7 protein-coding genes are annotated in these 12,976 nt (G+C 42.2%); all 7 read left to right on the top strand.

Annotated features, from left to right (window positions below; translation table 11 throughout):
- The first annotated feature begins 7 nt into the window (after window positions 1-7).
- On the top strand, window positions 8-1,573 hold the full coding sequence (locus F597_RS0111615) for a RagB/SusD family nutrient uptake outer membrane protein (protein WP_019539916.1): 1,566 nt from the start codon (window positions 8-10) through the stop codon (window positions 1,571-1,573).
- Window positions 1,574-1,631: 58 nt separating this feature from the next.
- The gene (locus F597_RS0111610) at window positions 1,632-2,585 is read left to right on the top strand and encodes a glycoside hydrolase family 43 protein (protein ID WP_019539915.1); all 954 of its coding nucleotides are present in this window, start codon (window positions 1,632-1,634) and stop codon (window positions 2,583-2,585) included.
- A gap of 80 nt (window positions 2,586-2,665) precedes the next feature.
- On the top strand, window positions 2,666-6,673 hold the full coding sequence (locus F597_RS0111605) for a hybrid sensor histidine kinase/response regulator transcription factor (protein ID WP_019539914.1): 4,008 nt from the start codon (window positions 2,666-2,668) through the stop codon (window positions 6,671-6,673).
- Between the two features lie 205 nt (window positions 6,674-6,878).
- Window positions 6,879-8,690 carry a glycoside hydrolase family 2 protein gene (locus F597_RS0111600; RefSeq protein ID WP_019539913.1) on the top strand — a complete coding sequence of 604 codons (1,812 nt, stop codon included), beginning with the start codon at window positions 6,879-6,881 and terminating at the stop codon, window positions 8,688-8,690.
- Window positions 8,669-9,823, top strand: coding sequence for a sialidase family protein (locus F597_RS22235; protein ID WP_019539912.1), 1,155 nt, complete (start codon window positions 8,669-8,671; stop codon window positions 9,821-9,823). The genes F597_RS0111600 and F597_RS22235 overlap by 22 nt, the downstream gene beginning before the upstream one ends.
- A gap of 3 nt (window positions 9,824-9,826) precedes the next feature.
- Window positions 9,827-10,834, top strand: a complete 1,008-nt coding sequence (locus F597_RS22230) for a family 43 glycosylhydrolase (protein ID WP_019539911.1) — start codon at window positions 9,827-9,829, stop codon at window positions 10,832-10,834.
- 104 nt (window positions 10,835-10,938) lie between these two features.
- Window positions 10,939-12,966, top strand: coding sequence for a hypothetical protein (locus F597_RS0111585; protein WP_026327381.1), 2,028 nt, complete (start codon window positions 10,939-10,941; stop codon window positions 12,964-12,966).
- Window positions 12,967-12,976 lie beyond the last annotated feature (10 nt).

The following is a 12,976-nucleotide window of genomic DNA, read 5'->3' as shown; positions in this document are numbered from 1 at the left end:
TATTACAATGAAAAGAATCATATATTTATTATTTGCTGTTTTCTTGTTAAATGCTTGTGATGTGACTGTGGAGAATCCGAATACCATCACTACGGCAACATTCTGGAAAACGGAGACCGATGCACAATATGGCATCAATGCAGTGTACAATATGTTTTATAAACCGGGAACATATAGCCGGTGGATATGGTTCCGGCTGGATCTTACCTCGGATGAAGGGTTTAGTCAAAGTCCCTGGGCAGAATTGAAAGAATGGACCGATTTCAGGTATAATAACTACAATTTCTGGGAAGGTAACGCCTGGACATACAGGGATTGCTACGAAGCAATATTCAGAGCCAATCAGGTATTGTATTTTGTACCTGACATAACGTTTGCCGACGAAAATGAAAAAAACAGGATTCTTAGCCAGGCATACTTTCTGAGGGGGCTTTACTATTATAATCTCGCTTTGTTATGGGGAGGTGATAATAAGAGTCTGGCTATCGTACTCGAACCGTCTACTCCAGGAATGCAACCCGAAGGGCATACTGGTTCCGAAGTATATCAACAGGCTATAAGTGATTTTACTGAAGCGCAGAAATTTTTACCGGAAGAGTGGGACGATGCCAATAAGGGACGCGCAACAAAAGGAGCGGCATTGGCTTTCAGGGCAAAATGTTATATGCAACTGCACCAATGGAATGAAGCCAAGAATGATTTACAATGGTTAGTGGAAGGTGAAGGCCAGAAGTACTACGATCTTACCGCCAATTATGCCGATAATTTCAGGAGAGACACTGAAAATAATAGAGAGTCTGTATTTGAGATTCAATATTCCGATGTGAATAAGGCGCCCGCAGGTGATGGTGACTTTGATGTAAATCCCAATCTGGGATTGAATCGCGGACAATTTTTCGCTCCTCCCGGAATAGGATGGACGGATGGTGAAATACGCCCGTGGCTCGTTGCCGAATTCAAAAAAGAGAAAAATCTGAATGATGGGTACGATATCCGTTTGAGGCATACTGCATTTTACAGTGAGCAACATCTGGATTTTCCTGATAACGAACGGATATATGGTGAGGTCAGCAACGAAGCAACGTGGAACAGGGACAACTGGAAAGGGCGTGTGTTTTACCGGAAATACAGTTCGGAGCATTATCGTGATTTTGATGATTATCATAATCCGACCAATGTAAGACTTATCCGTTTTGCAGACGTGTTGTTGATGTATGCAGAGTGTATCGTTCAATCGGGAGGAAGTGTCTCTGATGCTGTTGCACATGTCAACCGGGTAAGGGCAAGGGTGAATATGCCGGCACTTGCTGTAAACCACGCTGCTGCGACTTCCGATAAAGATGCTTTCCTGAAGCGTTTGCAGATGGAAAGAGCGCTTGAGTTGGCCACGGAAGGTCAACGCTGGGCCGATATCAAACGTTGGGGATTGGTCGACAGCCAGGCTGGCATAGACGAACTGAAATCGCGTGATTCCGATTTCAACAATTTCGTGATCGGCCGTCATAGCCGTCTGCCTATCCCGTCTGATGAAGTGAGTAATAATCCTAATATTGAACAAAATCCTAATTATTAAATTAATGATAAACCTTCCTGGCTTTCGGGTCAGGAAGGTTTTTTAAATTACAATAGAGATGAAAAAATACCGGTATCTGCTGTTTATATGTTTCTTTGTCGTAGTGTCGTCCTGTAAAGGAACTGATAAACCGGAAGAGACTATCCATAATCCAGCCCCCGTAAGATTGGCCGACCCGTTCATTATGTTACACGATGATGTCTATTATGCTTACGGCACCAATGCCAATGACGGAATTGAAGTATATACATCGGATGATTTGAAAGAGTGGAAAAAAGCGTCGGAACTGGCTCTGCATAAAGATAATTCATATGGTGACAGATGGTTTTGGGCACCGGAAGTCTATTATGTCAACGGAAAGTTTTACATGTATTATTCGGCTGAAGAACACATGTGTGTTGCAATAGCAGATTCACCTTTTGGACCTTTTAAACAACCTGTTCAAAAACCCATGCTCGAAGGTGAAAAAACGATTGATAATTCACTGTTTATTGATGACGATGGCAAACCATATCTGTTTTTTGACCGGTTCAACGATGGTTTAAATATCTGGGTTGCAGAATTGGAAGAGGATCTGATGACCATCAAAACGGAAACATTGCATCCCTGTATTCATGTTTCTCAGGAGTGGGAACAGGTCTGGCCCCGGGTCAATGAAGGAGCTTTTATTGTGAAGCACAATGGAATATACTATATGACTTACTCTGCAAACAGTTATGAAAGCCAGTTTTACGGGATCGGCTGTGCCACCGCCACAGATATTTTCGGTGAATGGACAAAATATACTGACAATCCCCTTTTGCAAAAACCCGGAAATCTGGTCGGGGTAGGGCATAGCGCTATGTTCCGGGATAAACAGGGTGATTTGCGTATTGTTTTCCATGCACATCATGATGATAAGAATATTCATCCGAGGGCAATGTATATCGCAAGAGCCGGATTTAAAAAGGTCGATGGCGTGGATAAGATGTATATTGAAGAACAATACGATACGCCGGTGATGGCTGAATAAAAATATTTCCTTATCTTGTTGTCGGAAAATTGCTGGATGCTTTCCGGAATATATGACAGGTGGTTTGTGCTTTTGGTTCAATGAGTAAGAAGAAACAGAATTTACACCATATTATTTTGTTGTTCATTATTTTGATGATGGACAGCGGGAAACTGTTCTGTTTACCAGGCTATTCCTTTAAACATTACAATATAAATAACGGATTATCCCAGAATACTGTTTTTACCATTTTTCAGGATAATCAGGGATTTATGTGGTTCGGTACAAAAGACGGTTTAAACCGTTTTGACGGTACTTCATTCAAGATCTTTAAATTCTCTCCCGGTGGGAACCTGCGTGACAATGTGTTCCACCGTATTCTTCAGGATAAAAATGATAACCTCTGGGTAGGGACTGATGACGGGATCTATATTTATAATCCCCGTAGTGAGGAGTTCAACCGTTTCGAAAAGACTCCGGCCGATCATGTATCGATGGATGGTGTTGTCAGCGATATCTTGTTGGATAACGACGGTGATATGTGGATTTCCGTAGAGGAAAAGGGTGTTTTCTGTTATAATTTCAGGGCAGATACGCTTACCTATTATCCTATACCCCAGACCCCGGGAGGGATGAGAATGATAAGTCTTTGTCTTGGCCGGGACGGACACATCTGGGCATTTCCTTATAATCTGCCTTTTATCCGGATCGATAAAAAAACGGGAGAGGTTTCCGAGCATCGCCTGAGAGACGACGAAGATCTGGTATATAATACAGGGGAGATATGGAAAGTGGTGGCAGACGAGTATAACCAACTGCTGATTGCTTCATCTACGAAAGGTATTATAAGTGTAAATACCGTTAATATGACACATCGTGTTTTATTGGATGAAGACGCATATGGTGAACCGATATTTGCCCGGTGTTTGGCGAGGATTGATCCGCAGACGATCTGGATCGGTAGTGAATCTGGATTGTATATCTATAACACTGAAACCGGAGAAGTCAACAATCTTCGTCACAACAGGTATATCCCATACTCCTTGTCCGACAACGCGATTTATTCCATTTATAAAGACAGGGAAGGTGGAATTTGGATCGGCTCGTTTTTTGGAGGAGTCGATTATTATTCCAACCAGTATAACCAATTCGAGTTATTCTATCCTGTTGCCCAGGATAACGGTATGAAAGGTAGCCGTGTGCGTGAATTTTGCAGCGCTCCCGACGGAAAAATATGGATAGGTACGGAAGATAACGGCCTGAATTTGTTCGATCCGGTAAGGAATGAATTTTTGCCGTTACCGTCTGCCTTGCAATCGCTTTATACGAATATTCATGCTCTGTATGCTGATGGAGATTATCTATGGATTGGTACCTTTTCGAAAGGATTGAACCGGTATAACCTGAGAACAGGAGAGTTGGTTACTTACATACAGTCTGATGACCCGAACTCTATCAGCCATAACAGTACTTTTGCCATCCATAAAGACCGCCAGAATACATTGTGGATAGGCAACCTGTCCGGGTTGAATATTTATAATTATAATGAAGACAACTTTACCCGTATTGAGGAATTTCAGGGAATTTATATTCAGGATATTTTTGAAGACACAGATGGGAAGATATGGGTATCTACTTTTACTAAAGGTCTTTACCGGTATGACCCTGCTACCCGTGAGTGGGACGTTTTCCTGTATGATCCTTCCGGTGCAAGAAACACGTTATACAATAAGTTGACAAGCGTTTTTGAGGATAGCCGGAAACGGTTGTGGGTTACCACGGAAGGCGGAGGATTTTACCGTTTCGATAAACAGACTGAAGAATTTATTACATTCAACAGTGCCAAAGGATTGCCAAACGACGTGGTGTATCAAATAGTAGAGGATGATAATGCCAATTTATGGCTCTCTACTAATTCAGGGCTTGTCTGTTATAATCCTTTATCGGGAACTTTCAGAAATTATACAGTGGATAATGGGTTAAAAACCAATCAGTTCAATTATAAATCGAGTTACAAGGCTTCCGATGGAACGATCTATTTCGGTTCTACTGATGGTTTTGTTCGTTTTAATCCTTCTGCTTTTAGTGAAACAAAACTTGATGTACCCATTGTCTTTACGGAATTATTTGTGAAAAATGAGCGGGTAAGTCCTGCAGACGAAAGATCATTATTAAAGGGAAGTATTCTCTATACCAATGAGTTGATCTTACCATATAGTAAGAATTCTTTCAGATTGGAATATGCCGTACTCAACTATTCCAACTTGAATGCCAATAATATCTTATATAAACTGGAAGGGTTTGATAAAGAGTGGATTCGTGTAAAGGATAAACAAGATATCATATATTCAAATCTGATGCCGGGGAAATACAGACTTATAGTCAAATTGAATGGAGATGAAGAAAATGAAAATGCGGGGAATATAAAGACGCTTGCCATTCAGATACGTCCGCCATTCTGGTTAAGTGGATGGGCTTATTTAATTTATTTCTTGCTGCTTACATTTTCAATTATACTATTATTCCGTGTTTTAAATATGCGTGAACAACGTGTTCAACGACGTAAAATGAGGATATTTGAGAGTGAAAAAGAACGGGAATTATACCGGTCGAAGATCGACTTTTTCACCAATGTGGCGCATGAGATACGTACACCGTTATCATTAATTAAAGCACCACTCGATCATGTGATCATGACTGAACAGGTCTCCGATAATGTAAAGGAGAATCTTCAAATTATGAGTAAGAATACCGATAGACTGCTCAATCTGACCAATCAGTTATTAGATTTTCGCAAGACTGAATCGGATGCTTATTCTCTGAACCTCCGCAGGCAGAATGCTTCGGAACTGATCAGGGAGACATTTCTGCGTTTCACCCCTCTGGCAAGGCAACGTAATTTGACCTTTGAACTTGATCTGCCAGATAATGATATTTTTGTGCTGCTTGATAAAGAAGCTTTCCTGAAAATAGTCAGTAATTTAGTGAATAATGCCATTAAGTATTGTGACAGTTGTGTACGGATGAAGGCGTATATTTCAACCGATGAACAGAACAACATGTTTCATCTGCTTACAGAAAACGACGGAGAGAAAATTCCGGATGAATATAGGGAGGAGATCTTCAAACCTTTTGTGCATCTCGATAAAGAGAAAGATGGTAAAACTGCAGGTACAGGTATCGGGTTGGCGCTCTCCAAATCTTTGGCTGAACTGCATAAAGGAAATCTGGTTTTGGAAAATGAGGATGAATGGATCCTTTTTCACCTTACACTGCCGGTTGGTGAGACCGATAAAGCTGTATCCGAAACAGAAAGAGAATTGGGAAAAAGGGAGCCGGGTATAAATGTTGAAAAAACGGTAGCGGCTTATACCATACTTTTGGTCGACGATGATGTGGAATTGTTGCGGTTTGAAGAAAAGTTTCTATCGTCGCATTATCATATAAAGACGGCAGAAAACGGGATGCAGGCACTGGAAATACTCCGTGAGGAAAATGTGAGTCTTATTGTGAGCGATATTATGATGCCGGAAATGGATGGTCTGGAACTGACCAAAAGGGTGAAACTCGATATTGAATTCAGCCATATACCGGTGATACTGCTCACGGCAAAAGTAAATGTAGAATCTAAAGTACAGGGATTTGAGACAGGCGCCGATGCCTATATTGATAAACCCTTTTCTTTAGAAGTGCTGATGGCGCAGATCGCTAATCTGCTGCAGAACCGGGAAAAACTGCGTGAAACATTTCTGAAAAATCCGTTTATCGGTGCCAACAGCATAGTACGTACCAAATCAGATGAAGAATTTGTTAAAAAACTACATGCCATCGTACAGGAAAATCTTGACAATTCCGAATTCATTGTGGAAGATATATCGGAACAGTTCAATATGAGCCGTGCCAGTTTTTACCGAAAAATAAAAGGTGTGCTGGATCTGACCCCTAATGAGTATATCAGGGTAGAGCGTCTGAAAAAAGCAGCACAGTTACTCAAGGAAAAAGTTTACAAAGTAAATGAGATCTGTTATATGGTTGGATTTAATTCACCTTCTTACTTCACCAAGTGTTTTCAACAGCAATTTGGGGTTTTACCCAAAGATTTTGAATAAAAGAAATCAGAATGAGATTGTATTTGTACTTTTTGACTAATTTGTACTTTTTTGTTTATTTATAAACATCTATTTTCGTAAACTCAAAATTATAATTTTATTTAAAATAATATCAACATGAAACGAGCAGGAACATTATTACACTAAAGATAATGATTAAATGCGAGTTCCATATGACTTTAATGTTAATAATAAATATTGTCTTATGAAATCGAAACTAGTTTTATTTATTTTACTTGTAACAACTTTTTCTGTCTCAGCCCAGTGGCAACCGGCTGGAGACAAGATTAAAACCCGGTGGGCAACGCAAATCGACGTGAATAATGTGTTACCCGAGTATCCAAGACCCATTATGGAGCGCGGTGAATGGCAGAATCTTAATGGGTTGTGGAATTATGCCATCCTTCCGGTTGGAAAACAAAAACCGACCAATTTCGACGGCCAGATCCTGGTGCCGTTTGCCGTAGAATCAAGCCTCTCGGGAGTACAAAAAAGGGTGGGCAGCGACAATGAACTATGGTATCAGCGTGAGTTTACCGTACCGTCTAAATGGAGAAACAATAAGATACTCCTTCATTTTGGGGCGGTGGACTGGAAAGCGGATGTATGGGTAAACGGTGTGAAAGTAGGACAACATACCGGTGGATATACCCCTTTCTCTTTCGATATTACTCCCGCACTTGTCAATGGCAATAACACACTCGTTGTAAAAGTGTGGGATTCCACTGACGAGGGATACCAACCACGCGGAAAACAAGTGAATAAACCGGAAGGTATCTGGTATACGCCGGTGACCGGGATCTGGCAGACGGTGTGGCTGGAGCCGGTACCTGAAACACATATCGAAAATATCAGGATTACGCCTGATGTAGATAAAAATATATTAGCAGTCCAGGCTATCACTAATGTGTGCACTTCTGCTGCTAAGGTAGAAGTGAAAGTAAAGGAAGGTTCCCGTGTTGTAGCAACCGGGCAGGCCATCAACAACCTGCCGGTGGAAATCACGATGCCGGAAAATGTAAAACTCTGGTCGCCTGACAGTCCGTATCTCTACGACCTGGAAATTACCCTTTGGGATGGTAATAAGCAGCTCGATAAAGTGGCAAGTTATGCCGCTATGCGTAAATATTCCATGAAGCGCGATGATAAGGGAATTGTACGTTTACAACTCAATAACAAAGATCTTTTCCATTTCGGCCCCCTCGACCAGGGATGGTGGCCCGACGGACTCTATACAGCACCTAGCGATGAGGCTCTGGAATACGATGTGGTGAAAACCAAGGAACTTGGGTTCAATATGATCCGTAAGCATGTGAAAGTAGAGCCGGCACGGTGGTATACACACTGCGACCGTCACGGAATAATTGTATGGCAGGATATGCCTAATGGTGACAGGGGCCCCGAATGGCAGATGCGAAAGTATTTCGACGGTGCGGAAAGGGTGCGTTCCGCCGAGTCGGAGGCCAATTTCCGTAAAGAATGGAAAGAGATCATGGATTATCTCTATTCTTATCCGTCGATTGGCGTGTGGGTTCCTTTTAATGAAGCGTGGGGACAATTCAAAACCCAGGAGATTGCCGAGTGGACAAAACAATATGACCCCTCCCGCTTAGTGAATCCTGCCAGCGGTGGTAATCATTACACTGTGGGAGACATACTCGACCTGCACCAATATCCCGCTCCCCAACTCTATCTGTACGATGCCCAGCGTGCTACCGTGCTTGGTGAATATGGCGGAATCGGATGGGCTAACAAGGAACATCTCTGGGAACCCGATCGTAACTGGGGTTATGTGCAGTTCAATAGTTCCAAAGAGGTGACCGATGAGTATATCAAATATGCCGAGCAACTGAAACAACTGATCCGTCAGGGATTCTCCGCCGCTGTTTATACCCAGACTACCGATGTCGAAGTCGAAGTAAACGGATTATTGACTTATGACAGGAAACTGGTCAAAGTAGATGAGGATAGAGTGAGAAAAGTGAATCAGGAGATATGCAATATATTAAGCAAATAAATCTATTTCTGTTCCTGTTTTTCACTTTCATTACTTGTCAAAGTGAGGAAAAACAGGGAAGTGAAGATTATTTCATTGCATGGGAAAAGAATACCCTCATCTGCATTGCAGATGAGGGTGGCTATCCCCGTCTGCGGAGGTTAAAGGATAACTCTCTTATCGTGGTGTATGAGAACAGGAGAGGTGATCTGATGGTGAAAAAAAGTACCGATGAAGGTACAACCTGGAGTGAACCGGTGATGGCATACGAAGCATTTAATTATACAGATGAACAAACCGGTGAAAGTACAAGAGTGAATATAGCCAATCCTGAAGTAATCCAACTGGACAATGGTGACATCCTTCTTGCCTCTAACCTGCGTCCACGTGATGAAGGTGTTTTCCCTTTTTCTATCGCATTGAAAAGGAGTAGGGATAATGGAGCTACATGGACGGAGGCGGATATTCTTTACCAGGCCGGAACTTATTTCAGGGACGGATGTTGGGAGCCTTCTTTCCTCATATTACCCAACGGTACATTACATCTTTATTTCGCCAATGAATCGCCTTATCGCGATTCCGATGAGCAGGAGATCTCTATGCTCTATTCCACTGATAACGGTGCTTCATGGTCGGAAGAACATACCACAGTCTCTTTCCGGAAAGGGAAACGGGATGGAATGCCTGTGGCAGTACATGATGGCAGTAAAATATATGTGGCTATTGAAGACAACTTGTCAAAGCAGTTTAAACCCTGGCTGGTACAGAGTCCGGTTGAACAGGCCTGGGCAAACCCTGTTCTGGAAGATTCACCTTATCGTTATTCGGCTTTGAGAGACCCACTGGGGAGTGAGGTCTATGCCGGAGCTCCTTATCTGGTACTTACCGATAAAGGGGTCTATGTGCTCTCTTACCAGACTACGAAAAACAGGTCTTCCGATTGGGAACTGTCTACCATGGAAGTTGTAGTGAGCGATAGTCCCTCTGGTTTCAGGAATCCTTCGCAGCCTTTTGATGTACCACTGTCGAAAGAGGCAAAATGGAATTCATTGTATGATTTAGGAGATAATACCATTGCTGCTCTGGCTTCTACAAACTTTAATTCCGATAAGATCGGTGTATGGATGATCAAAGGAAAAATTATTAAAAAATAAAGAATGATCCGCTTAGTTACATTTCTTTTTCTAATCACCGTGTTTACTTCTTGTAAAAGTGCTGAACCGGTAGATAATAAGCCAGTTAATGATAAAGAGAATATTTATAAAAATCCTGTAGTTAATTACAGTCTTCCTGATCCCACCATTATACGGGCAGATGACGGTTATTTCTATCTCTTTGCAACAGAAGATACCAGGAATATGCCTATTCACCGTTCTGAAGATCTGGTCAACTGGGAAATGACAGGTACCGCATTTACCAATGCAACCCGCCCTACGTTTGAACCCAATGGCGGATTGTGGGCACCCGATATCAATTTCATCGACGGAAAGTATGTGCTGTACTATTCCATGTCGGTCTGGGGTGGTGAATGGACCTGCGGCATCGGTGTTGCGACAGCGGATAAGCCCGAAGGACCTTATACCGATCACGGTAAGCTTTTCCGCAGCAACGAGATCAATGTGCAAAACTCTATCGATCCTTTTTATATCGAAGAGGAAGGGAAAAAATATCTCTTTTGGGGAAGCTTCCGCGGCATTTATGCCATTGAACTTTCGGATGATGGCCTTTCCCTGAAGCCGGGAGCAGAAAAACAACAGGTGGCCGGGACAGCATACGAAGGAGTGTATATACACAAACGGAACGGTTACTATTATATGTTTGCTTCCATCGGATCCTGCTGTGAAGGACTGAACAGTACCTATACTACTGTAGCAGGTCGTTCCGATAATCTTTTCGGCCCTTATCTTGACAAGCAGGGCAGGTCGATGATGGATAATCATCATGAAATAATTATTCAAAAAAATCAGAAATTTGTGGGAACAGGGCATAATTCCGAGATTGTGGAGGATAAGGAGGGACAGGACTGGATCTTCTATCACGCTGTATCCGTAGATAATCCCAAAGGACGTGTGCTGGTAATGGATCAGGTGCAATGGGAAAACGACTGGCCTTATATTGAAGGGGGCAGCCCCTCTTTTGAAGCCGAAAAACCCATATTTAAATAAGATAAATTTTGTATGAAACGAGCATGATAACCGTTATCACATAAGTACATGATTAAATTGTCTTGGTTCTTGTGTCTTGGTTCTTGTATCTAAATTTTAATCGTATGCAAATCAAAAAAATCACTTTATATTCTATCGCTATTTTGTGTCTGCTGAATGTGAGATACATAACTGCTCAGATTCCTGTAACCAACTTAGATGCTTCAATAGCGTTAAAAAATCCCGGTAACAACGCCGTCCACTATCCATTGAAAGGAACAACGGGAGAGCGGTCAGTTCAATTAAAAGCAGATAAGGATATTCCGGTTGTCATTACACGGACAGTGGAAAAGAATAGAATAGAAGTGGTGATCTCAGCTCAGGAAGATATCTATTTTAATTTCAAACAGCGGATCAATACCACTTACTCTCATGATGATTGTCAATTCTATATGCCCGGATTTTGGTATCGCCGTAATCTGCGTTCACCCAAAGAAGCGCCTTCTTTTCATACATCTGATAGCTGGACGGTACGTGAAGACCGGTTGAGTGTGCCGATGACCGCTGTTTTCAATGAAAGGACAGGGGAGTATCTTTCAGTTATGCGAATGGACGATTTTAAGGAAGAAGCGCTTACAACACATAAAGAAGGAGAAGTGATCGTTTCCGGTAAAACATCGATTGGTTATACCGGATTTGAAAATGTGAACAGTAATGCCAATATCTCTTTCGGGTTTCCCTATTATGAAACTCCGAAGACGTATATCAGGAAACTTACGTTGGCGCCGCCGGTAGAAGCATTCCAATATCTTGAAAAAGGAGAATCGATCAAACTGGCATGGCTCCTGCAATCGGGTAAAGTTTCTGATTTTTCGGGACTTATCCGTCAATTATGGGAATACAGTTACGATACCTGGCGTCCAGAACCAGTGGATATCCCTTTCAGCGATGATTTCGTAAAAGAAACCCTTACCGGATTTTTCACCCAGAGTTTTGTGAGCGACCATCCCCTGAAATTCAATTCGGGAGAAGCAATGGTCGTGGCTACCTGCGAAAGTGTAGGCCGGGCGGAGATAGGTTTTGTAGGGAGGGTGCTGTTGAATGCATTCAATGCATTGGAATACGGACAGCAGAATAATCGTGCCGAATTGGTATCCAATAGTTATTCCGTTTTCGATAGTTATCTGGATCATGGTTTTACACCCAACGGGCTTTTCCGTGAATTTGTGAATTTTGATGATGACAGGGCGAAACCCAATACACTTACACTTAGTATTCGTCGTCAATCCGAAGGCTTATATGCTATGTTCCATTTCCTTCAGTATGAAAAAGAGAACGGCCGAAAACATCCGGAATGGGAGAGTAAAATGAAATCTCTATTGGAGAAAATCCTGCTTCTGCAAAATGAAGACGGAAGTTTTCCACGTAAGTTTAATGATGACCTGACTATCGAAGATGGAAGCGGTGGTAGTACGCCTTCGGTAACGGTACCATTGGTAATGGCTTATAAATATTTTAACGACAAAAAATACCTGAATGCCGCTAAAAAAACAGCTGATTATCTGGAGAAGGAAATTATTTCCAAAGCCGACTATTTTTCCTCTACCTTGGATGCTAACTGCGAAGATAAAGAGGCCTCTTTGTATGCTGCAACGGCAATGTACTATCTGGCACTGATTTCCAAAGGGAATGAACAACAGCGCTATTCCGATCTCTCTCTTAAAGCATCCTACTTTGCTCTTTCCTGGTATTACATGTGGGATGTGCCGTTTGCCCAGGGGCAGATGATAGGTGACATCGGTCTGGAAACCAGAGGATGGGGGAATGTATCGGTAGAGAACAACCATATCGATGTGTTTATCTTCGAGTTCGGTTCAGTGCTGAACTGGCTATCTAAACGATATGATGAACCTCGTTTTGACGATTTTGTCAAAGTCATCTCTTCATCGATGCGTCAGCTGTTGCCGTTTGAAAACCATATGTGCGGTGTAGCAAAAACAGGATATTATCCCGAAGTGGTGCAGCACACCAATTGGGATTACGGACGCAATGGAAAAGGATTTTATAATGATATTTTTGCTCCGGGATGGACGGTGGCATCGCTATGGGAATTGCTCTCTCCCGGCAGAGCTGAAAAATTTTTATCGAAGTAAATCATAGGTA

Source organism: Proteiniphilum acetatigenes DSM 18083, assembly GCF_000380985.1.
Classification (GTDB): Bacteria; Bacteroidota; Bacteroidia; order Bacteroidales; family Dysgonomonadaceae; genus Proteiniphilum; species Proteiniphilum acetatigenes.
This window is presented reverse-complemented; position numbering and strand designations above follow the sequence as displayed.

What these genes read in the sequence shown, in the direction of transcription:
- F597_RS22230 (WP_019539911.1), top strand. Translation starts at nt 9,827, where the DNA reads ATGATCCGCTTAGTTACATTTCTTTTTCTAATCACCGTGTTTACTTCT.
- F597_RS0111615 (WP_019539916.1), top strand. Translation starts at nt 8, where the DNA reads ATGAAAAGAATCATATATTTATTATTTGCTGTTTTCTTGTTAAATGCT.
- F597_RS22235 (WP_019539912.1), top strand. Translation starts at nt 8,669, where the DNA reads ATGCAATATATTAAGCAAATAAATCTATTTCTGTTCCTGTTTTTCACT.
- F597_RS0111600 (WP_019539913.1), top strand. Translation starts at nt 6,879, where the DNA reads ATGAAATCGAAACTAGTTTTATTTATTTTACTTGTAACAACTTTTTCT.
- F597_RS0111605 (WP_019539914.1), top strand. Translation starts at nt 2,666, where the DNA reads ATGAGTAAGAAGAAACAGAATTTACACCATATTATTTTGTTGTTCATT.
- F597_RS0111610 (WP_019539915.1), top strand. Translation starts at nt 1,632, where the DNA reads ATGAAAAAATACCGGTATCTGCTGTTTATATGTTTCTTTGTCGTAGTG.
- F597_RS0111585 (WP_026327381.1), top strand. Translation starts at nt 10,939, where the DNA reads ATGCAAATCAAAAAAATCACTTTATATTCTATCGCTATTTTGTGTCTG.